This window comes from Clostridium puniceum (assembly GCF_002006345.1).
GTDB classification, from domain to species: Bacteria; Bacillota; Clostridia; order Clostridiales; family Clostridiaceae; genus Clostridium; species Clostridium puniceum.
The window spans coordinates 39,127-64,747 of sequence record NZ_LZZM01000073.1 but is presented as its reverse complement, the minus strand read 5'-3'; the positions used below and the strand labels follow the sequence as shown (position 1 = coordinate 64,747).

The window sequence follows — 25,621 nt, the reverse complement described above, 5'->3', positions numbered from 1 at the left end:
TTTCTCACCCTACAGTGTTTGTTACTACTAGTATGGGTTTTGGATATCTATGCATTAAGTATTGATAATATGAGACGGCTTATGGCCGTCTTTTTATTATGTATAGAGTTTTTCGGAGGTGAAAAATATTAATAAAGATTTTTCTATGAATGAAGAAATTAGAGAAAAAGAACTTAGAGTAATTGGAAGCGATGGGGAGCAATTAGGTGTTATCCCAACCGTAGAAGCAAGAAGACTTGCAGAAGAAAAAGACTTAGACTTAGTTATGATTTCTCCTAATGCGACACCACCGGTTTGTAAGATTATGGACTTTGGTAAGTATATATATGAGCAATCTAAGAAAGAAAAAGATGCTAAGAAAAAACAAAAAATTGTAAGCATTAAAGAAGTAAGATGTAGTCTAACTATTGAGGAACATGACATTGATATAAAAGCAAAAAATGCCAGAAAGTTCCTATTAGAAGGAGATAAAGTTAAAATCACTGTTAGATTTAGAGGAAGAGAAATGGAACTTGCTCATATGGGAGAAAAGATCCTTGATAATTTTCTATCTAAATTGGAAGATGTCTGCCTAATGGAAAAGAGACCCAAAAGAGAAGGCAGAAATATGACAATGGTTTTAGGGCCTAAAAAGGCATAACTTGAGAGGAGGATTTAAATCATGCCAAAAATGAAAACTCATAGAGGTGCAGCAAAAAGATTCAGAAAGACAGGTACAGGAAAATTAAAGAGAGCTAAAGCGTTTAAGAGTCATATCTTAACAAAGAAGAGCTCAAAGACTAAGAGAAATCTTAGAAAAGCTGGATATGTTTCAAAGACACAAGAAAAAGTAATGAAGAAATTATTACCATACCTATAATATAGTTAAACACAGGAGGTTTAAGTAATGGCAAGAGTAAAGAGAGCGAAGAATTCTCGTAAAAATCATAAAAAAGTTTTAAAACTTGCAAAGGGATACTACGGTGGAAAAAGTAAGTTATATAAAACTGCTAATGAATCAGTAATAAGAGCGTTAAGAAACTCTTATGTTGGAAGAAAAAATAAAAAGAGAGATTATAGAAGCGTATGGATTGCAAGAATTAACGCTGCTACAAGAATGAACGATTTATCATATTCAAAATTCATGAACGGAATAAAATTAGCTGGAATAGATATCAATAGAAAAATGTTATCTGAAATAGCTATAAATGATCCTAAAGCGTTTACTGAATTAGTAGAAGTTGCTAAAAAACAATTAAATGCTTAGTACATAAAATGCGGCTCAGGTCGCATTTTGTTTTATATAAAAAAATATATGCTAACATACTTTATGGAAATTTTATATTAGTAATGACAAGAATTATAGGTATATTTTATAATGTAAATAATAAGAGTATATACAATATAAAATATATTATTAAATTTATTCTTAAAAATTAAAAATATAATAATATTATATAAGTTCTAATTAAGAAAGTTCATAATTTAGTTGGTTGTCTTATTCAATCACTCTAATATAGAAATTAAATCTTAATGAACAAAATTTTTTAGAACATATATATTAACCTTTGGGGTGAGAGTATAGCAGAAGCTTTAATGAAAAAATTAAAACTTAATGCGGTTCAAATATTTGTAATAGGATTTGCATTAGTTATATTAATTGGAGGAGTTATACTCAGTGAACCAATTTCGTAAGTTGATGGGAATATACAAATTTTTTAGATTCCATTTTTATATCAATTTCAGCAGTATGTATTACTGGACTTGTTACTGTAGATACAGGAACTCATTAGAACAATTTTTGTAAAGTAATAATAATGCTTTTAGTTGAAATGGGTGCGCTTGAGTTCATGTGTCTTCAGAATATAGTATAATTGAGATTAAACCTTTAGAGGAGTGGTATAAATAAATCATTAAAAGATAAATAGCTATATTTTAGTAGCGCTTGGTTCTAGTAATGATTTTTGCAGGTTTGAAGATATGATAGGCAGAAAAGTTAAATAGTTTTGAGGTGTGGGACTTTGGTGTTCATTGAAAGTAAAGATAATAACTTGTTTAAGAATACAAAAAAACTTAAAGAAAGAAAAAATAGGAATAAAAGCAGCCAATATATAATTGAAGGTTTTAGATTAGTTCAAGAAGCATTTAAAGCAAATGTAGATATAGAGTATTTAATTGTGACAAAAGATGGAAGTGAAAAGATACATAAATTTTTATCAAATCATATAAATGAAAATATGAAAATTTATGAAATAAGTGATAATTTATTTAAAGAATTAATTTCTACAGAAAATCCACAAGGAATACTTGCAGTTACAAATATGAATGTAATGCCAATGCAAGCAAATGGAAATTTTTATTTGCTTTGTGATAAGCTGCAAGACCCAGGTAATTTAGGTACTATAATTAGAACTGCGCATGCAGCAGGTGTTCAAGGAATAATATTAACTAAAGGAACGGTTGATATATATAATGAAAAGACAATTAGATCGACAATGGGATCAATATTTTACATTCCTATTTACTATGATGATGACAATTTCTCTTTTGTTAATAGTTTAAAAAATGATGGTTTTAATTTACTTGTAACATCATTAGATACTGATAAAGATTTCTTTCAAGAAGATTTGCGTGGAAAAGTGATTTTAACTGTTGGAAATGAAGGTAATGGAGTAAGTGAAGAAGTATTAGCTTTAGCAGATACAAAGGTTAAAATACCAATGCCTGGAAATGCTGAATCTTTAAATGTTGCAATAGCAACCTCTGTTATAATGTATGAAAAGGTAAGACAAGATAGGGTATGATACAGTATTTTTAACATGCTTATATAAAATTGTAGGCTAAATGGAGGAATTAGAGACAGAAAGGCTTATTGTAAGGGGATTTAAAAAGGGAGATTGGAAAGATTTATATGAATATTTCGGTGATGAAGAAGTACTAAAATTTGAGCCTTATAAACCTTTTTTAGTGGAAAAATGTAAAGAGGAAGCTATAAGAAGAATTACAGATCCTTCGTTTTTAGCAGTATGTTTGAAGGATACCAATAAATTAATAGGTAATATTTATTTTGTAAAACAAGATTTTGATACTTGGAAATTGGATATGTATTTAATTCAAATTATCAAGGAAAAGGTTATGCAACTTAAGGTTGCACAAATGTTATGGAGTATGCATTTAAAGAACTTAATGTTAGACGTATTATAGCCCGATGTGATCCGAAAAACCCACCTTCGTGGAAGCTTTTAGAAAGGTTAAAAATGCGTAGAGAAGGTCACTTAAGACAAAATATATATTTCTTTAAAGATGAGAAGGATGAACCTATTTGGAAGGATACATATGAATATGGTATATTAAAAAGCGAATGGATTAGTTAAATAGAGCATAAGATATTTAATATATGAGTTTTAATTAATTTGATAAATTACAACCATGTACAGTATCTAAATATATATAGTTTATTTAGAATACATATGAATAAGTTTGATATTTGCTAATTTATAGATAAAAATGAGATAAACTATTGAAATTTTTATTTTTTATTTGTATAATTAGTTGTATTAATTTAATAATTAAAAACTGTGAATGAGAGAGTAGATATTAAAAGAGTTTTAAGGGAGAGAAGGTCATAGACTGCAAGCCTTCTTAAATTATATGATATTGAAGTTCGCTCAGGAGTTCTAGCTGTGAATTATTAGTAGTAGCTAGCGGCAAGAAAAGTCGTTAATATTAATTGAGTTGGGTAGCTTGTTAAATTTATCAAGTTCCAATTAGGGTGGTAACGCGGATTAATTCGTCCCTTTTTATAGGGGGACGATTTTTTTATACAAAAAATTAATAAATAAAATCAATTTAGAAGTTTAGTTTTATTTAAATGTACTTATAGTAAAATAAATAACAATCTAGTATATTGCGTCATTATTGTTATTTCATGTGTCATAAGATTAATTTAAATTGAATTTATTACTGAAAGGAGAACAATTATGAAAGAAAAACTTAAAGAATTACAAGAACTTGCATTAAAGCAAATTGAAACAGCTATTAAAAGTAGTGAATTAGAAGATATTAGAGTTAAGTTCTTAGGTAAAAAAAGTGAATTTACTACAATATTAAGAAGCATGGGGGAATTATCTCCTGAAGAAAGACCATTAGTTGGAAAGTTAGTTAATGAAGCTAAAGCTTTAGTAGAAGAAAAATTAGATTCGACTATAAAGAATATAAAGGACAAAGAAAGAGAAGCTAAACTTGCAAGTGAAACTATAGATATTTCACTTCCGGGAAAGAAGAAAATTATAGGGAAAAGACATCCTTTAGATTTGACTCTTCAAAGTATGGAAGAAATATTTATTTCAATGGGTTTCACAATTGAAGAAGGTCCAGAAGTTGAATTAGATTACTATAATTTTGAAGCATTGAACATCCCTAAAAACCATCCCGCAAGAAGTGAGCAAGATACTTTGTATATTAATGATAATATAGTACTTAGAACTCAAACTTCACCTGTTCAAATTAGAACAATGGAAAATCAAAAACCACCAATTAAGATGATATCTCCAGGTAAGGTTTATAGATCAGACTCTGTAGATGCTACCCATTCCCCTATATTCTATCAAATGGAAGGGCTAGTTATTGATAAAGGAGTTACTTTTGCAGATTTAAAAGGAACTTTAGAATTATTTGCTAAAAAGATGTTTGGTAATAAGGTTCAAACTAAATTTAGACCACATCATTTCCCATTCACAGAACCATCAGCTGAAATGGATGCAACTTGTTTTGTTTGTCGAGGAGAAGGCTGCAAAGTATGTAAAGGTAGTGGATGGATAGAACTTCTTGGTTGTGGAATGGTTCATCCAAATGTACTTAGAAACTGTGGTATTGACCCGGAAGTTTACAGCGGATTTGCTTTTGGATTTGGTGTTGATAGAATGGTAATGTTAAATTACGGAATAGATGATATAAGATTATTATATGAAAGTGATGTTAGATTTTTAGATCAATTCTAATATAAAGATCTGAAGAACTTATTAGTCTAGATGAAAAAGTTTGGGAAGAGTTCTAACTACCACAAGGTAAATTTTGAGGAGGAAAAAATATGAAAGTACCATATAGCTGGCTTAAAGATTATGTTGAAATAAATGTAAGTCCAAAAGAATTAGGAGATAAATTAACATTAACTGGTTCACAACTTGAAGAACTTATAGTTCAAGGGGATGTAATTAAAAATGTTGTAACAGGAAAAATTACGAAAATTGAAAAACATCCAGATGCAGAAAAATTAAGTATTTGTCAAGTTAACATAGGAACAGAAGAAATACAAATAGTTACAGCTGCAACAAACATGAAGGAACAAGATATAGTGCCTGTTGCACTTCATGGATCAACACTTGCTGATGGAACTAAAATAAAAAAAGGAAAGCTTAGAGGAGAAGTATCAAATGGTATGTTCTGTTCAGAAGAAGAACTGGGAACTGCTGGAGATGAACCAGTTTATGGATTGTTGATTTTACCTGCTGATACAGTACTTGGAGCAGATATTAAAGATATTTTAGGACTTAATAAAGTAATTTTAGATTTTGAAATAACTTCAAATAGACCAGATTGTTTAAGTATTGTTGGTATGGCAAGAGAAACTGCAGCAGCACTTAGAACTACTTATAAAATGCCAAGTTTAGAATATAAAGTATCAAATCCAGTTAATATTACAGATGAATTAAAAGTTGAAGTTAAAGATGAACTTTGTTCTAGATTTATAGCAAGAGGAATTAAAAATGTCAAGATCAAACCATCACCAGGGTGGATGCAAGAAAGATTACTTGAAGCGGGTGTAAGACCTATAAATAATTTAGTTGATATTACAAACTTTGTTATGTTAGAAATCGGTCAACCAATGCATGCTTATGATAAAAGAGAAATTACAACTAACAAAATTGTGGTTGAAAGAGCTAAGGCTGACGAAAAGTTTACAACATTAGATGAACTGGAAAGAGTATTAGATAATTCTATGCTTTGTATAAAAGATAGTGATACAACAATTGGTCTTGCTGGAATTATGGGTGGATTAAATTCAGAAATAAAGGAAGACACTACAGAAGTAATATTTGAATGTGCAAACTTTGATGGAACTAATATTAGAGTTAATTCTAAGAAATTAAATTTAAGAAGTGAAGCTTCAAGTAGATTTGAAAAGTATATTGATCCTAATTTAGCTAAAATTGCAATGAATAGAGCGTGTAACTTAATTTGTGAATTAGAAGCTGGAGAAGTAATGGAAGGAACTATAGATATTTACAATAAGAAAAAAGAGGAGGGAATAGTAGTTGTTGATTCTAAATGGGTAAATTCTTTCCTTGGTACAGATATTTCTAAAGATGAAATGAAAAAGTGCTTAGATAGTGTTGATTTATTCACCGAAATTTATGGTGATAATTTAATAGTAACAGCTTCAACTTTTAGAGTTGATATTGCAATTAGAGAAGATATAGCAGAAGAAATCGCAAGAATTTATGGTTATGATGTTATTCCTACAACAATATTTAGTATTTCTACAGATAGGGAACCTAGATACAGAAAAGGTCTTTTAGATAACAGAGTAGTTATGCTTGCAACAGGTAGCGGTCTTAATCAATCTATAAGTTACTCATTTGTATCACCAAAAGTATTTGATAAAGTGAATTTACAAGAAGACAGTGAACTTAGAAATGTAGTTAAAATAAAAAATCCATTAGGTGAAGATTATAGCGTAATGAGAACAACAACACTTCCTTCTATTATGGAGAGTTTAGGAAGGAATTATTCTAGAAATAATTCTTATGTTAGATTATTTGAAATGGGAAAAGTATATGTAAAGAATGAAGAGGAGACTAAGCTTCCAACAGAAAAGAATATTTTAACTATTGGTATGTATGGGGATTGTGATTACTTAGATCTTAAGGGTGCAGTTGAAAATATAGTAGATGGCCTTGGAATAAAAAATGCTAAGTATGAAAGAGAAAGCGAAAATGTTAGCTACCATCCAGGAAAAACGGCTAAGCTTGTTATAGGGAAAAATGTAGTTGGAACTTTAGGTGAAGTTCATTTAGCTGTTTGTGATAATTATGGACTTGATGTACCATGTTTTGTAGCAGAGTTAAATTTAGATTTTTTATATGAAAGTTCAAATATGGATAAGAAATATAAGCCATTACCTAAATTCCCAGCAGTAACAAGAGATATAGCATTACTTGTTGAAGATGCTGTTTTAGTTCAAGAAATTGATGAAACAATTAGAAAAGCTGGTGGAAATCTAGTAGAAAAAGTTGAGTTGTTTGATATATATAAAGGAAAGCAAATTCCAGAAGGCAAAAAGAGTATTGCTTATGCAATTGCATATAGAGATGAAAATAAAACATTAAAAGATGAAGAAGTAAATAAAGTTCATGAAAAAATATTACGATCTTTAGAATATAAACTTGGTGCTACATTGAGAGATTAAGAGATTCGAAATATAAAATTAATAATATAAAAAAATGCTTAAAAACAGATATTATTTGTTTTTAAGCATTTTTTGTCCTTTTATGACTAAATTTTTGTATTTGGCGAGATTAAAGTTTACGCGAGAGGATAATTATGTCAATATATAAAATATGAATAACTAGTACATCTATTAATAAGAAGAGTGAAGTTTATATTAAGGCATCTTAAAATGCAATAAAAACAGGAATTAACATTTATATTCAATGGCTGTGTTGATTAACTTTAAATAAGAATATTTTACAAAATATAAGGGGGAAAAATAATGAAATCAAAGAAAATAATAGGTTTAGTAGTGTTGATGAGTTTATCAATTGGCACTTGTGCTAATGCTGCTGTATCTAAAGACAGTCAACTAAAAACAAGTCAGACAACAAGTGCTGGAGTGCAGCTGACATCGAGCTTTACTGATAATAAAGCGATGGCTTCACAATATCTTACGAGAGATTCATTTTATGATTTAAATGATAAATCAGTTAATAGATTAATATCAGAGCATTTTCAGATTATATGGGGAAATAATGATAAGACAGGAACTGTTAATGCTTCGTTTGTTCGAGGAAATTTAGAGAATCTAGAAAATATAAGAGCTTTTTATGTTAATGAAATGGGTTTAGATGATACTAGTGTAGGAAACAACGGAGGACATTATAAGACAAATCTTTATATCGCTAATACTGGCTTATCTAAAATTACTGATGACTGGGCATATATGTCTGTTGATGATGGCGGGTTTGCTTTTTTGGTTACAGATCCAGGAGCTATGCGTGTTGATCCACCAAGTTGGGTGCTTCCTCATGAGTATGCACATGCTATCACTAAACATCAAAATGGAGTTGTTTCAGCACCTTGGTATGAAACTGTGGCAAATTGGTTTAGAGATCAATATTTAGGAAGTGATTATTATAAATATGGTAGTAATGTTTATGGTCCTGAATCAGACTTTTTTAGACCAATAGTTTTAAATTCAAATTATTATTTTCCTCATATGAAAAATTATTATGATGCTTGGCCATTTTTATTATATGTGACAGAGAATCCAGATAAAATGAGCGGACTAGGTTTGCAACTAATGAAAAATATGTTACATGATACTCAAGATCAAACTATGTTTAAGAAATTAGAAAGATTATCTGGTGCTTCTGTTAAGGATATGTTAGGAGGATATGCCCGACGAATGGTGACCTTTGATTTTAAGCGTCAATCTAGCTATATAGAAGAATTTAATATAATGATGGCAGAAGACAGAGCAAATTATAATAAAGTGTATACAACTTTAGAAAGCGATAATAACGGATGGTATAAGGTTCCTGACTCAAGAACTCCACAGCAAGGAGGATATAATATAATTCCACTTAACATAGATTTAAATAACAAACAAGTAGTTGTTAATTTTAGTGGAGATAAATCAGTTCCAGGTGCGGACTGGCGCGCTAGTATTGTAGCGAAAACAAAGAATGGTACCACTAGGTATTCTACAATGTGGAATAATGGTACTAATACATTGAACTTACAGGGGGATGAAGAAAAAGTTTATCTTGTGGTTTGTGCAACTCCAAATGAAATGCTTGACTTAACTTCTTTCGATGAGAATTTTAATGGAATAAAGTATCCTTATAAAGTACAAATATCAACTAATAATAGTGGAGAACCTACTGTACAAAAAACAAATATAGCATTAAATGCAAAAGCATCTTCTTCTTTTTGTTCAGAGTGGGAAAAAATTAGTGCTTTAAATGATGGTTTTGATCCATCAAATTCAAATGATAGAAACCATGATGTATATGGAAATTGGCCACAAACTGGAACTCAATGGGCTCAATATGATTTTGATAAACAATATACAATATCACAATGCGATATATATTGGTTTAAAGACGGTGGAGGTATAGATGTACCAAAATCATATCAAATTAAATATTGGAATGGGAAGAAATGGGTTACTGTCAATAATCCGTTAGGATTAGGAGTTGCTACCAATAAGTATAATATTACAACATTTACTCCTATAGCAACAAAATCAATAAGGATAGAAACTGTTTCAAATGGTTCTGCATCTACAGGTATACTTGAATGGAAAGTCTTTAATAAATAAATATCTAAACTAAATATAATGGATAGTATAAAATTTTTATTAATAATTTTATACTGTCCATTTTTAGTTGTAAAATTATTATAATTTAATATAGTTTTTATTAAATTATTTATAAATATAAAAAAATATTGATTTTAAGAAGGAAATACTATATTTTTATAGAATAGATATAAAAGTGGTTAGAAGTGGTGTTAAGTGGTTAGAAATAGAGGAGAAATTTAAAATCTATCAAAATAGGAGCTGAGAATAATGTTTATTGGTGAATACCAACATGGGTTAGATCCGAAGAATAGAATAATTGTTCCAGCAAAACTTAGAGAAGATTTAGGTAATACTTTTGTTATTACTAAAGGGCTTGATGGATGTTTGTACGCTTATCCACTTAAAGAATGGAAAATACTGGAGGAAAAATTAAAAACTTTGCCTTTGACAAATAAAGATGCAAGATCTTTTGTAAGATTCTTTTTTTCTGGGGCTTGCGAAGTTGAATTAGATAAGCAAGGGAGAGGATTGATTCCACAAAATTTAAAAGAATATGCAGGAATAGAAAAGGACATAGTAAGTATTGGAGTATTATCAAGAGTAGAAATATGGAGCAAGGAAAAGTGGAATGAATACAATGAGTCAAATATTGATTTTGACTCTATTGCAGAAAAGATGAATGATTTAGGAATATAAAGGAGTTTTTATTATGGAATTTAAGCATGTGTCAGTACTATTAAATGAATGTATAGAAGCATTAGATATAAAGAAAAATGGGATTTATGTTGATTGTACTTTAGGAGGGGCAGGACATTCATCTCATATAGTATCTCATTTGTCAAAAGATGGAATTCTAATTGGAATAGATCAAGATAAGGATGCTTTGAAGGCAGCTAAAGAAAGACTTAAAGATTTTGAAAATGTAAAATATGTTCATAATAATTTTTATAATATAGATAGTATTTTAAATGAATTAAATATTGATAAGGTTGATGGAATTTTAGCAGATCTTGGAGTTTCATCATATCAACTTGATGAGGCTTCAAGAGGCTTTAGTTATATGCAGGATGCCCCTTTAGATATGAGAATGAATAGAGATAATGATTTTTCGGCTTATCAAATTGTAAATAATTACAGCGAAGATGAGATATCTAAAATAATAAAAGATTATGGTGAAGAAAGATTTGCTAAAAGAATTGCAAATTTTATTGTTAACAGAAGAACAGAAAAACCAATAGAAACAACTTTTGAGCTTGTAGATATTATTAAGGCAGCAATTCCAGCAAAGATGAGAAGGGATGGACCTCATCCTGCTAAGAGAACTTTTCAAGCTATTAGAATAGAAGTTAATTCAGAACTAAAAATATTAAATAAGACAATAGAAGATGGAGTAAATAAATTAAATAAAGGGGGAAGGATGGCTATTATAACATTCCACTCTTTGGAAGATAGAATAGTTAAGTTAAAATTTAGGGAATTAGAAAATCCGTGTACTTGCCCAAGGGAATTCCCAGTTTGTGTTTGCGGGAAAGTTCCAGTAGTTAAGGTTATATCAAAAAAAGGGATAGCACCAACTGAAAAGGAAATTGAAGAAAACCCAAGAAGTAGAAGCGCTAAGCTTAGAATAATTGAGAAATTATAATTACTATTTTATTATGTTATAAATAAGTTGGGATGTGAATAAAATGGCGAGAAGAGAATATGATTATATAAAAGGGAGTATAGCTTTAGCACCAGAAAGAAAGCGTAGAGTACAAAAACCGGATAAAAAATATAAGCAAATACAAAAAAGAAAAAAGTTACAAAGTAAAAATGCTTTAATGAGAAATAAAAGAAAAAACGATAGAAAATATGTTTTAACTATAGCAATAGTTATATTAAGTTTAGGTTTTATTACTATTTCTAGTGATAGTAAAGTGTATAATATGCAAAAAAAGGTAACTGATTTAAATACTCAAATTAAACAAACAGAAGAAGCAAATGAAGCATTAAAAGTAAAGTTACTAAAGTTTTCTTCTTTAAACAATATACAGCAAAATGCAGGAACAAAGCTATCTATGATTGTTCCTAAAAAAGAAGAAACAGTAAAAATTGATTTTTCAGAAAATTATTTTAAAGATTTAAAGTCAAATGTTTCTGAAAATAATACTAAAGAAACAACTTTGTTCTCTAAATTAATTAATTTAATAAAATAATCGGGCATGTTCGAAAAATAATAAGTTAATATATTAGTCTATTTTGATTTGTGGGAAATCTGCAAATTCATTTAATAGATAGATGTAAGCAATATACTTTGTATATTATTTAAAATATCATTACATCAATAACGTATTATTTTCATATGCCATAGAAAAATAATTAATGTAAGAATATGAATTCTAATACTCACATGGAGAACGATATTAAAAATGAATTTTTTTAAAATTTAAAAGAATTTTAGGCATATAAAATAGCAAGGTGGTTTACTATTTTTGAATATGTCTATGTAAAAGAAAGTACATGGGGGAAATAGACGTTGAAAAAGAAAAATTATAAAGATAGAGCCAAAATGCGTCAAAGGATGAGCATTTCGGCTTTTGCATTGACTTTAGTTTTTGTGATTTTAACACTTAGGTTGTCTTATATAATGATAGTAAAAAAAGCAGATTATGCAGCAATGGCAGAAGAACAATGGACTAGTGAAGTAAAAATAGATGCTATAAGAGGAAGAATTCTTGATAGAAACGGGAAAGAGCTTGCAGTTTCTGCAAATGTTTATAGAGTTGATTTTGATTTAAATGCTATAAGAAAATATTTAAATCGTAATTTAAATGAAATACCATCGAAAGAAATTGAGAGCATGAAAAGTGCTGGTATTCCTCTTCCAACTAAAGATAACGGCTTAACCAATGATCAAATTGCACTTATAATTGCAAAAGCTTTAGATTTAGATACAAAATTTGTAAAAGAAAAACTTGAAACTAAACTAAAAAATGGGTTACAAGCAGGGTCTGCTATTCTTATAAGAAGAATAGAAAAAGAACAGGCGGATAAAGTTAAGCAACTTAATATAAATGGAGTTTTAGTATCACCAGATACAAAAAGATATTATCCTAATAATAATTTTTTAGCACATGTGCTTGGAAATACTAATACTGATAATAAAGGGTTAAATGGAATAGAGCTTCAATATAACTCGTATTTATCAGGGATTCCTGGACGAAAGATTACAGAACTTGATGGTGTTAATAGGGACTTGCCATATACTATATCACAATTTACATCTCCAGTAGCTGGTAAAGACGTTACACTTACTATTGATGAAAATATTCAAAATTTTGCAGAGAAAGCAGCTGAGCAGGCTTATGAAGATACTCAATCAAAGGCAGTATCAATTTTAGTTATGGATCCTAAAACAGGAGAAGTATTGGCAATGGTTAATAAACCAGATTTTGATCCTAATAATCCACAAAAAGGTGTAGAAAACTTTGAGGGATCAACTGATAAGATGTGGAGAAATAGACTGGTGAATGATACCTTTGAACCTGGATCAATATTTAAAGTTGTAACAGCTATTACTGGATTGGAAGCAAATATCGTTAATAAGGATACAAAATTTTTCTGTAATGGTTCATTAGCTGTGGGTGGTATTCATCCAAACTGTTGGAAGCCACAAGGACATGGAGCACAAGTATTTCCTGATATAATTCAAAATTCATGTAATGTAGGTTTTATGGAATTAGGTGCCATGATTGGTAAGGAAAAATTATGTGAATCTATTAATAAATTTGGATTTGGTCAAGCTAGTGGAATTGATTTGCCAGGTGAAGCAAAAGGAATTGTTAAATCAGTTAAAAATGTTTCAGAAGCAGATCTTGCAACAATATCTTTTGGACAAACAAATACGGTTAATTCAGTTCAATACATGGCGGCTTTTAATGCAGTTGCAAATGGAGGAGATTTAATTCAACCACATTTAATGAAAGAAATTACTCATGATAATGAAAATAATGTTAATATAGTTGATGAAACTTTTAAACCTAAAACTACTACTGTTGCAAGTAAGGAAAAAACAGCTGAATTAAGAAGCTATCTTGAAAGAGTTGTTACAGCTGGGTCTGGAACAGGAACATTTATAGAAGGATATCATATTGGTGGAAAAACAGGTACTGCTCAAAAAGTTGTTAATGGTAGATATCAAGAGGGAGCATATATATCTTCATTTGTTGGTATGGCTCCAGTCAATGATCCTAAGGTTACTATTATGATAACGGTTGATGAGCCTCGTAAAAATGGAACATATTATGCAGCTCAAGTAGCGGTACCACCAGCTAAAACATTGTTTACAGATATATTTAATTATTTAAATAGTAAATTTTCGGATGAAAATATAGGACAAATTACTAGGGATGTAGTTATTCCAGAAATCAGAGGGATGAAAATTGCAGATGCGAAAAAAGCATTAACAAATGCAAAATTAGATTTTAATATAGATGGAAATGGAGAGTCTGTAGTAGATATAAAGCCATATCCAGGATATTCAGTAAAAGAAGGATCAAAAATAAATCTTTACACAACTGGGGATGCGACTTATAATAATACTGTTGCAATGCCAGATGTTAGAGGATATTCAAAAGAAGATGCGGCTGTGTTGCTTAAAAATCTTGGAATAACACCTACCTTTGAAGGTAATGGAATGATATCAGAACAAGATATTGCAGCAGGCGAATTCATAACTAAAGGAACAACAGTTAAATTAACATTAAGTTCAGAATATAAGGATTAAATATTTAATTTTTATCTGAAAATGATTAATAACTGATAAAAATATTGAGTTAATTTGATTTTAGATTATGAAATAAATTTTGTTAAAAACTAGTTAAGGTAAACAAGACAGAGGATAAAATACTAGCATGTGGGGAAATGCTCACATGCTATATTTTTTTAAAAATAAGTACACAGTTAGGAGAGAGTAAATATGAATTTAAGATCTATCTTAAATGGAATGGATTATGAGATTATTCAAGGTGGAATTGATGTAGATATTAATAGAATAAATTATGATAGTCGAAAAATTACGACTTACGATGTTTTTATTTGTATTAAGGGATATGCGACTGATGGACATAAGTATATTGATAAAGCTATTGAAAATGGTGCTAAAATAATAGTTATTCAAGATGATATAGAAATAAAAAATAATGAAATTACTATTATTAAGAGCAGCGATACAAGAAAAGCATTAGCTTTAATGTGTGCTAATTATTATGATAAGCCTAGTAATAAAATGAAAATAATCGGTGTTACAGGAACAAATGGCAAAACTACCACAGCTTTTATGATAAAAGATATTTTGGAAGCAAATAATAAAAAGGTTGCGTTAATTGGAACTATTGCAAACTATATAGGTAGTGAAAAAATTCATACTGAAAGAACAACACCAGAATCTTTAGAATTACAAGAATTATTTTTTGAAATGGTAAATAAAGGTGTAGAATACTGTGTTATGGAAGTATCTTCACATTCTTTAGAATTAGATAGAGTTTATGGGGTTGAGTTTGAAGTTGGTATTTTTACAAATTTAACTAGAGATCATTTGGATTTCCATAAAACTTTTGAAAATTATTATAAAGCAAAATTTAAACTATTTGATAGATCAAGAATAAAAATTATTAATATTGACGATAATTATGGAAAACAAGTTATTAAAGATTTAGAGGAACTTAAAGCAGACAATATATATTCATTCTCAGTAAAAGATAATTCAAATTTTAAAGCATTTAATGAAGAAATGGGAAGTCGTAATATTAAATTTAAAGTTAAGCTTAAAATAGATGAACAATTTATTTTAAATATACCAGGTGAATATAATATTTATAATGCATTAGGTGCAATTATAACATGTTTTAAATTAGGGATAGATGTAAGTTGTATAAAAGACGGGATAGAAAAGGCGATTGTCCCCGGAAGATGTGAAAGAGTTGGAAATGAATATAATCTTCCTTATGAAATTATAATAGATTATGCTCATACACCAGATGGACTTGAAAATATATTAAAAACAGCGAAAGCATTTACAAAGGGGCGATTAATATCAATATTTGGCTGTGGTGGAGATAGAGATAAGGTGAAAAGACCACAAATGGGTAAGATATCAACAGATATCGCAGATACTACAATAATAACATCTGATAATCCAAGAAGTGAAGAACCAATGGAGATTATAAAAGATATTGAAGTAGGATTAAATAAAGATAATTATATCGCAATAGAAAATAGAAAAGAAGCTATAAAAAAGGCTATAAATATTGCAAAACAAGGGGATGTAATAGTTATTGCTGGGAAAGGTCATGAAACTTATCAAATTCTAAGAAATGAAACTATACATTTTGATGAAAGAGAAGTTGTTAGTGAAATACTTAATGCAGTTATTAATGAACAAGGAACAGTTAACAATTAAGAAGAAAATCTCTTAAAGGATTTGAAACAATTTATGCAAACAAAGTAGAATTTCTAGAAATAATAATAAAATTTCAGAAGGAAATTGTACTACAACTGTTAACTATTAATTGTTAACCGCTAACTGAAAAAAGGGGTGGATGAAGTGGAGTTAAATTTATCAGAAATAATTAAAGCTGTAAATGGCGAAATTTTAGTAAAAAATAATGAAGGGATTTTCAATAGGATTTCTACAGATACAAGAAAGATTGAAAAAGATAATTTATTTATTGCATTAAAAGGTGGAAATTTTAATGGAAATGACTATACTATAACTGCTATCGAAAAAGGTGCATCTATAGTAATCGTTGATGAAGTAAAGTTTAAGTCAGAAGAGTTAAACAATAAAGGAATTATTATTAAAGTAAAAAATACTAAAGAAGCCTTAGCTGATTTAGCTAGATTTTACAGAAAGAAGTTAGGGATAAAAGTTGTTGGAATAACAGGATCTACTGGTAAAACTTCAACTAAAGATTTAGTAGCAGCATTCTTAAGCGGTAAATATAGAGTATTTAAAACACAAGGAAATTTCAATAATGAAATAGGGCTTCCGCTTATGATATTTGAACTTTCAAAGGAGTATGATATAGCAGTTCTAGAAATGGGAACTAGCAATTTTGGAGAAATAAACAGACTTGCAAGCATTGCGATTCCTGATGTTGCAGCAATAACTAATGTTGGGGTAGCGCATATAGAATATTTAAGGAGTAGAGAAAATATACTTAAAGAGAAGATGTGTATAACTGACTTCTTTGAAGACAAAAATTCACTAATATTAAATTGTGAAAATAACATGTTAAAAACAGTTGATAAATGTGATAAGTTTAATTTGGAGAAAATAGGTTATGATGAAAGTTATGATCTTTATGCTAAAAATATAGAATTGACTTCTGAAACTACAACTTTTGATGTGGTTACTAAAGATGACCAAAGTTATAGATTTACCTTAAACATGGTTGGTCAGCATAATGTATTAAATGCATTAATAGGAATACAAATATCAAAAGATTTTGGACTTACTTTTGAAGAAATGGAAGAAGGTCTTAAGAATTTTAACGCAACATCTATGAGACTTGAATTTATAAATAAAAACGGATTTTCTATTATAAATGACTCTTATAATGCTAATCCAGATTCTATGAAGGCAGCACTTGACGTATTGAAAAATTATTCTGGGACTCGAAAAATTGCAGTACTTGGAACTATGGGAGAACTTGGAGATTATGCAAAAGAAGCTCATACTCAAGTTGGAGAGTTTGCAAGAGGAAAAGCAGATGTTTTATTAACTACAGGAGAATTTAAAAAGTGTTATGAAGAAGGTTTTAAAGAAAATACAATGATATTTGAAACAAAACAAGAATTAATGGAGTCTTTGACTAATATGATCAAACCTAATGATACTATTTTAGTTAAGGCATCTAGGAGTGCAAGGTTTGAAGAAATAATTAAATATATAGAAACAATAAAATAAAACGAAGGAGGTGACTTGCCTTATTATAAGCATCTTCTAAATAGACTTTTATTTTGGATGTATTAGGCAACACTAGATGGGGGAAATAGTAAATTTAATAATAGGCTCAAAAATTTTAGCACCATTAATAATGGGATTTGTATTTTCAATGATACTTGGACCAATATTTATACCAGCACTACACAAATTAAAATTTGGTCAAAATATTAGAAAAGATGGACCTAAAAGTCATCAAAAAAAATCAGGTACGCCAACAATGGGAGGACTTATATTTTTCATTTCAGTAGCTGCTACTATATTAATTATGGGGCATAAGCTTATGGACAAAGAAATGATAATCTTATATTCATTCCTTGCTTTTGGATTTATTGGATTTTTAGATGATATTTTAAAGATAATTCATAAAGATAACCTAGGATTAAAGGCAGCACAGAAAATGATATTATTGATTTTATTTTCATTAGCTTTAGCTTGGTATGGATATAACTATATAGGAACAGATATTTTAGTTCCATTTATAAATTTTAAATTAAATTTAGGTATACTTTACATACCTTTCGTAATAGTTTATTATGCATCTGTAACTAATGCAGTAAACTTAACAGATGGTGTAGATGGACTTGCAACTTCTGTAACAGTAATAGTTTTAACTTTCTTTGCAATTGTTGGTTTTAGAACAGGAAATCAAGAAGTAGCAATTTTTTCAATAGCGCTAGCAGGAGCGTTACTTGGATTCTTAAAATTTAATGCTTTCCCAGCAAAGATATTTATGGGAGATACAGGCTCATTGGCTCTAGGAGGAGTTATAGGAACGTTAGCATTAATGTTAAAGATGGAGATATTTGTAGTTATAGTTGGTGGTATATATGTAATTGAAACTTTATCAGTTATCATTCAAGTTACTTCATTTAAATTAACTGGTAAAAGAGTCTTTAAGATGTCTCCTATACATCATCATTTTGAACAAGTAGGTTGGAGTGAAGTAAAAATAGTGATAATATTCTCTATTATTACAACAATTTTATGTATTATAGGTTTTATGGCAATATAGGTATATTATTTCATATGCCTTAGTTCAGTAAGTTTGGAGGATTTATGTATGAAAGTCATTAGGTCCAAAGGAAAAAGAAAAATGGGGGAAATAGATTATGGAATATTTTATACTGTAGCTTTACTTTTGACGATTGGAGTAGTTATGGTATATTCTGCAAGTTCTTATACTGCAATGTTTACAACACCTAATAAAGATAGTATGTATTTTTTAAAGAAACAATTAATATCAGCAGTTATTGGAATATTTGCAATGGCATTTGCAATGTGTTTTGATTATCATAAGTTAAAGAAATATACATTAGGAATAATGATTATAAGTATTCCTTTATTGATAGCAGTATTCTTTTTTCCAGCAACTAATGGAGCGCAAAGATGGGTTTACATTGGATCACAAAGTTTTCAACCATCTGACCTTGCAAAATATATTACAGTATTGTTTTTAGCCATGAGTCTTGAAGCTAAAGGCGAGGGCGTAAAGAAATTTAGCAGTGGTATATTACCTTATCTTGGAGTATCAGGATTTTATGCAGCCTTAGTATTGGCAGAAAAAAATTTAAGTATAGCTTCAGTTATAATGATTGTTACATTTATAGTGTTATTTGCAGCTGGTGGTCAACTGAAGCATTTATTTGGAATTGTAGCTCCTGTCATAGGGGGCGCAGCTGTTGTCTTTATTATATTTGAGCCATATAGACTGAGAAGGCTTCTTAACTTTACAGATCCGTGGAAGGATCCAAGTGGTAATGGGTATCAATTAATACAATCCTTTTATGCATTAGGTTCTGGTGGGATTACTGGTTTAGGACTTGGACAGTCAAGGCAAAAGACTATGTATATGCCTGAACCACATAATGATTTTATATTTTCTATTATAGGTGAAGAATTAGGTCTTATAGGGTGTGTATTTATAATAACTCTCTTTGTAATACTTATTTGGAGAGGCATTAATGTAGCTATGAAAGCAAGAGATACATATGGTACGCTTCTTGCAATAGGAATAACTTCAGTTATAGCAGTTCAATCAATAATAAATATTGCTGTTGTAACAGGTTCAATGCCAGTTACAGGAGTTCCACTACCGTTTATTAGTTATGGAGGAACTGCACTTGTAATCAACATGACAGCTGTTGGAATATTATTAAATATATCACGCCAGATTGAAGGAAAAGAAGAACTGAAACAAATATAAAATAAATGCAGGGCGAAGAACTAAAATGTAAATTCTTTGTCCTCTATTTAAGTGTGCGCAAAAAAATAAAAGGTAAAATTAAGATTTTACATAATATTTATAGAATTGACAGTCAATATAGAATTATTTTTAGTAAGTATGAAAATTCTATTGTAAATTTTAATGAAAATATCTTTATAAAGTGTTATGATAATATTAAGAATTTTTATTAATATTATATGAAAATTCATGTTATTATATAGGTAACATGTCAAAGAATAGGGATGTATATGATAAAGAATAATAATAAATTTATTTTAAAAGCAAAACGTAGAAGATTAATAAAAAGAATAGCTATAATAATTATAATCTTAGCTGTTGGAGGAGTGATTTTTGCAATTAAATCAAATTTCTTCAATATAAAAAAGGTTGCTATTTTAGGAAATCCAATAATGAGTGGAGAAGATGTTAAAAGTAGAACAGAAAACTTAATCGGTCAGAATATTTTCTTTATAAATAAGAAAAATATTATAAATGAAGCTAAAAAAAATCCATATGTAGAAAATGTTGAAATTAAGAAGGTATATCCTAAGCAAGTTGATATAAAGGTATCTGAAAAGCAAGGAATATATTGTGTAGAAAAAGATGGATACAAATATGTTTTAGATAGTGGATCATTATTGCTTGAAAAAACAGATACTGTTGAAAATAGAAAATTAGTAAATATAATAGGAATAAATTTAAAAGATGTTGGATTAGGAAATAAAACAGTAGATAATACTAGAATGTTAGCATTTTTAGATATTTTTTATCAAATTACAAAAAATAATCCAACTAATTATAATATAGACTCTATTGATGTGACTGATTTGATGAATATAAAAATATATATTGGAAAAGTTGAAGGAAAACTTGGAAATGATGAAAATATACCAGATAAAATGAATAAATTATTGCATATTATCGAAAATCCTAACATTGGGATTGTTGAAGGGTATATAGATGTAGGTTTTAATGGAACTCCAGTATATTATAAAAAAGGAAGGTAGAAAGATATGAAGGTGTCTAGATCGCAAATATTTGTAGCAATTGTTTGTGGGCTTTTAGGATTTTTATTAGCATATCAATTTAAAGTTTTATCTGGCAAGAATATTGAAGCTAAAATTAGTAATTATGATAAAAATGATATAATTGCAGAAATTGAGTCATTAAAAAAAGAGAAGCAAGAATTAATAACAACAAATTCTAAGATATCAGATGAACTTAAGCAATTAGAAGAAACAGCAGCTAAAGATGGTAATATGGGAACGGATATAAAAAATCAATTAGATAATGCTAGAATGCATTTAGGAGTGGTCGATGTTAAAGGACCTGGAATAATCTTGACAATATCTCCTAAGTCATCTATATTTGGAGCTAATTCAGCTGAAGTTAATAGAGATTTAGGTGAAGATGAATTAGTTCATATAGTAAACTTACTTTGGTACTCAGGTGCAGAGGCTATATCAATAAATGATATTAGAATAACTCCTCAAACAGGAATTAAAATAGCAGGAAATTCCATTGCAGTGGGGTCTACGGGAAGAGTTTATCCAAAAGAAAAAATAGCTATTAAGGCCATTGGGGAAAAAGGAAGACTTAATGTAGGAGTAACTTTTGCAGGATCTTTAGATTATGGAGTGCTTCCTAACTATAATAATGAAGTAAAATCGGAAGATGACATATTTATAGGGAAGACAACACAATCATTAAAAAGTGACTTTATTAAATTAGTAAAAGAATAGGAGCGAGTTAATTTGATAGCAGTAATAGGACTATTAATTGGAATAATACTTGGATTTGTACTTAATGTTAACATATCAGATAAACTGTCCCCATATATGTCTGTAGCTATACTTGCTTGTTTAGATTCTGTTTTCGGAGCAATTAGAGGGAACCTTTCAAAAAATTTTCAGCCAGATATATTTATATCAGGTTTCTTTGGGAATGCATTGCTTGCAGCAGGTCTTGCATATTTAGGAGATAAACTAGGAATACCAATTTATATGGCAGCAGTAATTGTATTTGGTGGAAGAATATTTGATAATTTTGCAATTATAAGAAGATTACTAATAGAAGAACTTAAAATAAGAAGAAAGAATCTATATAAAAAAAATTCTATAGAAAAAGAAAACAATGATATTAACTAATGAGAGGTGATGTGATGAAAAATAATAATGGCTTTTTCTTTGTTTTCATTGCAGCAATAATACTTGGAGTTTTAATATCAATGAATTTTAATTTTCAACGAATTCAATCTTATAGTCAGTTAAATTCGGCAGAATATCAAAATGCAGTTGAACAAAGAGCAAATTTATATAAAGATATTGGAAATTTAAAAGAAGATACTATTGAAAAAAAATCCAAAATTAATAAATATACAAATAATTATAAAAAAGATGATAAAATTTTGGACGATATGAAAGCTCAAATTATTGACTATGAAATGTTCATTGGATTAAATAAAGTTGAAGGATCTGGAATTGTATTAACAATAAAAGATGGAAAAATCAATGCATTTGAAGAAAATCCAGATGAAATTAATAATAAGCTATTACATTATTATGATATGGAATTAATATTAAATGAGCTTAGAACAGCTGGTGCAGAAGCGATCAGCGTTAATAATCATAGAATTGTTCCGTGGACCGGAGTAGTATGTAGCTGGGCATTTATGGGGTTTGAAGATGGAGGAATGGAATATGCTCCCTTTAATATTTATGTTATAGGAGATCCAGAAAAATTAAAGGCGGCGTTGTTAGAAGATGGAAGTCATATTAAAGAGCTTATGTTTAGAAAACTTTATGTAAATATTGAAAAGATAGATAAAATAACTATGCCTCCAACAACAGCAAGTGCAAATGTTAAGTATATGGTCAGAGATGATAGTAAGAAATAAAATTTAATTTATATTTTTAGAGGAAATTTTAAATTCATATAGAATATAAACTAGAGTGTAGTATAGAAAGGATGCGTTTTTAAGGTGTTACATTATGGGATTAAGCAAAATATAGAAGAACTAAAATCTAAAATTCCAGAAGAAGTAAAGCTTTTAGCAGTTTCTAAGACAAAACCACTAGAAGAATTAGAGGAAGCATATATAGCGGGAATAAGGGATTTTGGAGAAAACAAAGTCCAAGAATTAGTAAAAAAATCAGAAAACTTTCATGATGATGTAAAATGGCATTTCATAGGGCAACTTCAAAGTAATAAAGTTAAGTACTTAGTCGATAAAGTTTATTTGATACATTCTTTAGGCAGCATTAGTTTATTAAATGAAATAGAAAAGTTTTTTGGAAAAGCTAATAAGATTGCCAATACATTAATTCAAATCAATATTGGAAGAGAAGAGAGTAAAAGTGGAATTTTAGAAGAAGATTTATATGAGTTTATAGAAGCTGTTAAAAAATGTAATTATGTTTCTGTAAGTGGTATAATGGTAATTATTCCAATTGGAGATGAAGAAAGTAACAGAAAATATTTCAAAAGAACAAAAGAAATATTTGATGATCTTAAAGAAAAAGAATATAAAAATATAACTATGAAAATATTATCTATGGGAATGACTCATGATTTTATGACAGCTATAGAAGAAGGATCTAATTTAGTCAGAATAGGAACAGGAATATTTGGAGAGAGAAATTATATTATAGGAGGAGCAAGCAATGAGTAATGTTTTATCAAAAGTTAAATCTTTATTAGGATTCGAAGACTATGAGGAGTATGATGACTATGAAGATGAAGAATATGAAAAAGAAATAGTTGAGGAAGAAGAAGTAGAACCTGTTATTTCAAATAAGAAAAATAGTAAGGTTGTAAATATCCATACATCTTCAGCTACAAAGGTAACGATAACTAAACCGGTAGATTATGAAGAAGCAACTGAAATCTGTGAAGCTCTTAAAAATAGAAGAATAGTGTTAGTAAATACAACTGTATTAGAATTAAAAATAGCACAAAGGTTATTGGATTTTATAAGTGGTTCTTGTTATGCATTAGGAGGAGAGTTGCAACAAATTGAAAAAGGAGTATATCTTCTTTCACCTTCAAATGTTGAAGTGACAAATGAATTAAAAAATGAACTTAGTTCAAAAGCATTGTTTAATTGGTCAAAATAGGAGGGAATAATGATTATAAATATTATCATTACACTTTTTAATCTATTAGAACTAGCTATATTATTAGAAGTTATAATTTCATGGATTCCTCAAATCAGGGATAATAAAGTTGTTAGCACAATACATAATTTTGTTTATCCTATGATGGAGCCGCTAAAAACACTGCAAGATAGATTAATTCCAGGATTACCAATAGATTTTTCACCAATAATTGCAATATTTATTCTTGATGTATTAAAAAAACTTTTATTAGGAATTTTGTTTTAATTATGAAGGAAAAAATAAGTCGATATTTTACAGATGATGATAGAAGTGATGCATTAAATTTATATGAAAGATATTTGTTAGCAAAGGATAAAGATATACCTACATTTGGAAAACATTTTTATCCACCAAATATTTGGAATTGGTTTCAAGAAAATTTATCTACTAAAGTATTTAAAGTTGAAATTGATGGATTTTTTCAAGAGGCTGAAAGAAGAATGATTTCTTTTAACAATATATATGAAAGTCCATTCCCAATGAAATTAATAAAGATAGAAAATACATCAAAATTTTCGAAACTTGCTCATAGAGATTTTTTAGGTGGAATATTGTCTCTTGGCATAGAACGAAATAAAATTGGAGATTTATTAGTAGCTGATAATATTTGTTATGTTCCAGTTCATGAAGATATAGAAAGTTTTATTATATACAATTTAGATAAAATCGCTAAGGTCGTTTGTAAAGTAAGCGTAGTTGATAAAGTTGAACTTATACCTAAATTCACATTTAAAGAAGAAATTATATTAATTTCTTCTTTAAGAATTGATGGAGTTGTTTCTAAAATTACCAATCTATCTAGAGCTAAATCAGCAGCAATGATAGAACAAGGTCAAGTTTTAATAAATTACGTTAAGATAAAAGATAAAAGTTATGAACTAAAAGGTGAAGAAAGAATTACAATAAGGGGTTTTGGAAAATTCATTATAGGTGATTCTATTGGAAATAGCAAAAGTGGAAAAATCAAAGTTGTTATAAAAAAATATACATAGTTGAGGTGAAAGTATGAAATTAACACCAATGGATATAAATAATAAGGAATTTAAAAAGGGGCTAAGAGGCTATAATGCTGATGAAGTTGACGAATTTCTAGATGAAGTAGTAGAAAATTATGAAGAGCTTTATAAAGAAAATGCAAATTTAAAAGAAAAGCTTGCAAATTTAAATGAAAAAGTAGAGCATTATGCAAAAATTGAAACAACCATACAAAATACTTTGTTACTTGCACAAAATGCAGCGGAACAAGCAAAAAATTCAGCTCAAAAAGAAGCAGAATTAATGGTTAAAAATGCAAATGAAACTGCTCAAAAGATTATGGATAAAGCTCATAATGATGTTGTTCAAATAAATGATGAGTATGAAAAGGTTAAACAAGAATTTATTAAATTTAGAGCAAAATATAGAAACTTTATGAACACTCAATTAGAAACATTTGATGATCTAGAAAAAGATTTTGTTAAAAATTATAACATTTCAGATCCAATAGAAGAAGAAGAAAATGTTCAAGATGAAATAATAGAAAAAGAAATAGAACTAAATAAGGAAGAAGAAAAGCAAGAAGATTCAGAGGAACGTGCTTTATTAAATGATGAATTAAATGAAATAAAAAGCTTTTTTGTTCAAGGTGAATAAAAACAGATGTTATTTATAAAATGCATAAAAAGTTTATCTAAATAAAAAAGCATATATAT

Annotated in this window: 26 protein-coding genes and 1 other annotated feature; all 26 genes read left to right on the top strand. The window is 28.8% G+C overall.

The features are described from left to right. Nucleotides 1–118: 118 nt before the first annotated feature. The 26 genes from infC (at nt 119) to CLPUN_RS05930 (ending at nt 25,562) form a co-directional block, all read left to right on the top strand. Nucleotides 119–640, top strand: a complete 522-nt coding sequence (gene infC / locus CLPUN_RS06050) for a translation initiation factor IF-3 (protein ID WP_077846425.1) — start codon at nt 119–121, stop codon at nt 638–640. 21 nt (nt 641–661) lie between these two features. Then, nucleotides 662–859, top strand: coding sequence for a 50S ribosomal protein L35 (rpmI, locus tag CLPUN_RS06045; RefSeq protein ID WP_077846424.1), 198 nt, complete (start codon nt 662–664; stop codon nt 857–859). A 27-nt stretch (nt 860–886) separates the two neighbouring features. Further along, nucleotides 887–1,246 (top strand): 50S ribosomal protein L20, encoded by a 360-nt coding sequence (rplT, locus tag CLPUN_RS06040; RefSeq protein WP_077846423.1) that lies wholly within the window; start codon nt 887–889, stop codon nt 1,244–1,246. Between the two features lie 754 nt (nt 1,247–2,000). After that, a complete protein-coding gene (locus CLPUN_RS06035) occupies nt 2,001–2,783 on the top strand; it encodes a TrmH family RNA methyltransferase (protein ID WP_077846422.1) in 783 nt (260 codons plus the stop codon). A 40-nt stretch (nt 2,784–2,823) separates the two neighbouring features. Then, nucleotides 2,824–3,183: a GNAT family N-acetyltransferase gene (locus CLPUN_RS06030; RefSeq protein WP_341424302.1), complete on the top strand. Its 360-nt coding sequence runs from the start codon at nt 2,824–2,826 to the stop codon at nt 3,181–3,183. After that, nucleotides 3,141–3,353, top strand: coding sequence for a GNAT family N-acetyltransferase (locus CLPUN_RS29355; protein WP_341424301.1), 213 nt, complete (start codon nt 3,141–3,143; stop codon nt 3,351–3,353). The genes CLPUN_RS06030 and CLPUN_RS29355 overlap by 43 nt, the downstream gene beginning before the upstream one ends. A gap of 195 nt (nt 3,354–3,548) precedes the next feature. Then, nucleotides 3,549–3,780: a binding site (T-box leader), on the top strand. A 179-nt stretch (nt 3,781–3,959) separates the two neighbouring features. Beyond that, nucleotides 3,960–4,979, top strand: a complete 1,020-nt coding sequence (gene pheS / locus CLPUN_RS06025) for a phenylalanine--tRNA ligase subunit alpha (protein ID WP_077846421.1) — start codon at nt 3,960–3,962, stop codon at nt 4,977–4,979. An 89-nt stretch (nt 4,980–5,068) separates the two neighbouring features. Further along, nucleotides 5,069–7,447, top strand: coding sequence for a phenylalanine--tRNA ligase subunit beta (pheT, locus tag CLPUN_RS06020; protein WP_077846420.1), 2,379 nt, complete (start codon nt 5,069–5,071; stop codon nt 7,445–7,447). A 303-nt stretch (nt 7,448–7,750) separates the two neighbouring features. After that, nucleotides 7,751–9,580, top strand: coding sequence for a DUF6055 domain-containing protein (locus CLPUN_RS28560; protein ID WP_242954057.1), 1,830 nt, complete (start codon nt 7,751–7,753; stop codon nt 9,578–9,580). 249 nt (nt 9,581–9,829) lie between these two features. Next, the gene (mraZ, locus tag CLPUN_RS06010; protein ID WP_077846419.1) at nt 9,830–10,258 is read left to right on the top strand and encodes a division/cell wall cluster transcriptional repressor MraZ; all 429 of its coding nucleotides are present in this window, start codon (nt 9,830–9,832) and stop codon (nt 10,256–10,258) included. Nucleotides 10,259–10,271: 13 nt separating this feature from the next. Next, entirely contained in the window at nt 10,272–11,204 is a 933-nt protein-coding gene (gene rsmH, locus CLPUN_RS06005) for a 16S rRNA (cytosine(1402)-N(4))-methyltransferase RsmH (protein WP_077846418.1), read from the top strand. Nucleotides 11,205–11,247: 43 nt separating this feature from the next. After that, entirely contained in the window at nt 11,248–11,757 is a 510-nt protein-coding gene (locus tag CLPUN_RS06000; protein WP_077846417.1) for an FtsB/FtsL family cell division protein, read from the top strand. Between the two features lie 320 nt (nt 11,758–12,077). Continuing rightward, on the top strand, nt 12,078–14,327 hold the full coding sequence (locus CLPUN_RS05995; RefSeq protein WP_077846416.1) for a stage V sporulation protein D: 2,250 nt from the start codon (nt 12,078–12,080) through the stop codon (nt 14,325–14,327). Nucleotides 14,328–14,519: 192 nt separating this feature from the next. Then, on the top strand, nt 14,520–16,001 hold the full coding sequence (locus tag CLPUN_RS05990) for a UDP-N-acetylmuramoyl-L-alanyl-D-glutamate--2,6-diaminopimelate ligase (RefSeq protein WP_077846415.1): 1,482 nt from the start codon (nt 14,520–14,522) through the stop codon (nt 15,999–16,001). A gap of 144 nt (nt 16,002–16,145) precedes the next feature. Beyond that, on the top strand, nt 16,146–17,510 hold the full coding sequence (locus CLPUN_RS05985) for a UDP-N-acetylmuramoyl-tripeptide--D-alanyl-D-alanine ligase (RefSeq protein ID WP_077846414.1): 1,365 nt from the start codon (nt 16,146–16,148) through the stop codon (nt 17,508–17,510). A gap of 76 nt (nt 17,511–17,586) precedes the next feature. Next, nucleotides 17,587–18,561 carry a phospho-N-acetylmuramoyl-pentapeptide-transferase gene (gene mraY / locus CLPUN_RS05980; RefSeq protein WP_077846413.1) on the top strand — a complete coding sequence of 325 codons (975 nt, stop codon included), beginning with the start codon at nt 17,587–17,589 and terminating at the stop codon, nt 18,559–18,561. A 48-nt stretch (nt 18,562–18,609) separates the two neighbouring features. Beyond that, on the top strand, nt 18,610–19,752 hold the full coding sequence (gene spoVE, locus CLPUN_RS05975; RefSeq protein WP_077846412.1) for a stage V sporulation protein E: 1,143 nt from the start codon (nt 18,610–18,612) through the stop codon (nt 19,750–19,752). 269 nt (nt 19,753–20,021) lie between these two features. After that, nucleotides 20,022–20,780, top strand: coding sequence for a cell division protein FtsQ/DivIB (locus CLPUN_RS05970; protein WP_077846411.1), 759 nt, complete (start codon nt 20,022–20,024; stop codon nt 20,778–20,780). A 6-nt stretch (nt 20,781–20,786) separates the two neighbouring features. Continuing rightward, on the top strand, nt 20,787–21,515 hold the full coding sequence (locus CLPUN_RS05965) for a DUF881 domain-containing protein (RefSeq protein ID WP_077846410.1): 729 nt from the start codon (nt 20,787–20,789) through the stop codon (nt 21,513–21,515). A gap of 12 nt (nt 21,516–21,527) precedes the next feature. Then, a complete protein-coding gene (locus CLPUN_RS05960; RefSeq protein ID WP_077846409.1) occupies nt 21,528–21,920 on the top strand; it encodes a small basic family protein in 393 nt (130 codons plus the stop codon). A gap of 14 nt (nt 21,921–21,934) precedes the next feature. Next, nucleotides 21,935–22,669 (top strand): DUF881 domain-containing protein, encoded by a 735-nt coding sequence (locus CLPUN_RS05955; RefSeq protein WP_077846408.1) that lies wholly within the window; start codon nt 21,935–21,937, stop codon nt 22,667–22,669. An 84-nt stretch (nt 22,670–22,753) separates the two neighbouring features. Continuing rightward, a complete protein-coding gene (locus CLPUN_RS05950; RefSeq protein WP_077846407.1) occupies nt 22,754–23,443 on the top strand; it encodes a YggS family pyridoxal phosphate-dependent enzyme in 690 nt (229 codons plus the stop codon). Continuing rightward, the gene (locus tag CLPUN_RS05945) at nt 23,436–23,888 is read left to right on the top strand and encodes a cell division protein SepF (protein WP_077846406.1); all 453 of its coding nucleotides are present in this window, start codon (nt 23,436–23,438) and stop codon (nt 23,886–23,888) included. Before CLPUN_RS05950 ends, CLPUN_RS05945 begins: the two co-directional genes overlap by 8 nt. A gap of 9 nt (nt 23,889–23,897) precedes the next feature. Continuing rightward, nucleotides 23,898–24,155 (top strand): YggT family protein, encoded by a 258-nt coding sequence (locus CLPUN_RS05940; RefSeq protein ID WP_077846405.1) that lies wholly within the window; start codon nt 23,898–23,900, stop codon nt 24,153–24,155. 2 nt (nt 24,156–24,157) lie between these two features. Next, entirely contained in the window at nt 24,158–24,922 is a 765-nt protein-coding gene (locus CLPUN_RS05935) for a YlmH family RNA-binding protein (RefSeq protein ID WP_077846404.1), read from the top strand. Between the two features lie 13 nt (nt 24,923–24,935). Beyond that, on the top strand, nt 24,936–25,562 hold the full coding sequence (locus tag CLPUN_RS05930) for a DivIVA domain-containing protein (protein WP_077846403.1): 627 nt from the start codon (nt 24,936–24,938) through the stop codon (nt 25,560–25,562). The last annotated feature ends 59 nt before the right edge of the window (nt 25,563–25,621 follow it).

Excerpts from the sequence above, each read along its gene's own strand:
- pheT (WP_077846420.1), top strand. The coding sequence starts at position 5,069 with ATGAAAGTACCATATAGCTGGCTTAAAGATTATGTTGAAATAAATGTA.
- CLPUN_RS05935 (WP_077846404.1), top strand. The coding sequence starts at position 24,158 with ATGAAGGAAAAAATAAGTCGATATTTTACAGATGATGATAGAAGTGAT.
- CLPUN_RS05970 (WP_077846411.1), top strand. The coding sequence starts at position 20,022 with ATGATAAAGAATAATAATAAATTTATTTTAAAAGCAAAACGTAGAAGA.
- CLPUN_RS06000 (WP_077846417.1), top strand. The coding sequence starts at position 11,248 with ATGGCGAGAAGAGAATATGATTATATAAAAGGGAGTATAGCTTTAGCA.
- mraY (WP_077846413.1), top strand. The coding sequence starts at position 17,587 with ATGGGGGAAATAGTAAATTTAATAATAGGCTCAAAAATTTTAGCACCA.
- rsmH (WP_077846418.1), top strand. The coding sequence starts at position 10,272 with ATGGAATTTAAGCATGTGTCAGTACTATTAAATGAATGTATAGAAGCA.
- CLPUN_RS05930 (WP_077846403.1), top strand. The coding sequence starts at position 24,936 with ATGAAATTAACACCAATGGATATAAATAATAAGGAATTTAAAAAGGGG.
- CLPUN_RS05990 (WP_077846415.1), top strand. The coding sequence starts at position 14,520 with ATGAATTTAAGATCTATCTTAAATGGAATGGATTATGAGATTATTCAA.
- pheS (WP_077846421.1), top strand. The coding sequence starts at position 3,960 with ATGAAAGAAAAACTTAAAGAATTACAAGAACTTGCATTAAAGCAAATT.
- CLPUN_RS28560 (WP_242954057.1), top strand. The coding sequence starts at position 7,751 with ATGAAATCAAAGAAAATAATAGGTTTAGTAGTGTTGATGAGTTTATCA.
- CLPUN_RS05955 (WP_077846408.1), top strand. The coding sequence starts at position 21,935 with ATGAAAAATAATAATGGCTTTTTCTTTGTTTTCATTGCAGCAATAATA.
- CLPUN_RS05945 (WP_077846406.1), top strand. The coding sequence starts at position 23,436 with ATGAGTAATGTTTTATCAAAAGTTAAATCTTTATTAGGATTCGAAGAC.
- rpmI (WP_077846424.1), top strand. The coding sequence starts at position 662 with ATGCCAAAAATGAAAACTCATAGAGGTGCAGCAAAAAGATTCAGAAAG.
- rplT (WP_077846423.1), top strand. The coding sequence starts at position 887 with ATGGCAAGAGTAAAGAGAGCGAAGAATTCTCGTAAAAATCATAAAAAA.
- spoVE (WP_077846412.1), top strand. The coding sequence starts at position 18,610 with ATGAAAGTCATTAGGTCCAAAGGAAAAAGAAAAATGGGGGAAATAGAT.
- mraZ (WP_077846419.1), top strand. The coding sequence starts at position 9,830 with ATGTTTATTGGTGAATACCAACATGGGTTAGATCCGAAGAATAGAATA.
- CLPUN_RS06030 (WP_341424302.1), top strand. The coding sequence starts at position 2,824 with ATGGAGGAATTAGAGACAGAAAGGCTTATTGTAAGGGGATTTAAAAAG.
- CLPUN_RS05965 (WP_077846410.1), top strand. The coding sequence starts at position 20,787 with ATGAAGGTGTCTAGATCGCAAATATTTGTAGCAATTGTTTGTGGGCTT.
- CLPUN_RS29355 (WP_341424301.1), top strand. The coding sequence starts at position 3,141 with ATGGAGTATGCATTTAAAGAACTTAATGTTAGACGTATTATAGCCCGA.
- CLPUN_RS05940 (WP_077846405.1), top strand. The coding sequence starts at position 23,898 with ATGATTATAAATATTATCATTACACTTTTTAATCTATTAGAACTAGCT.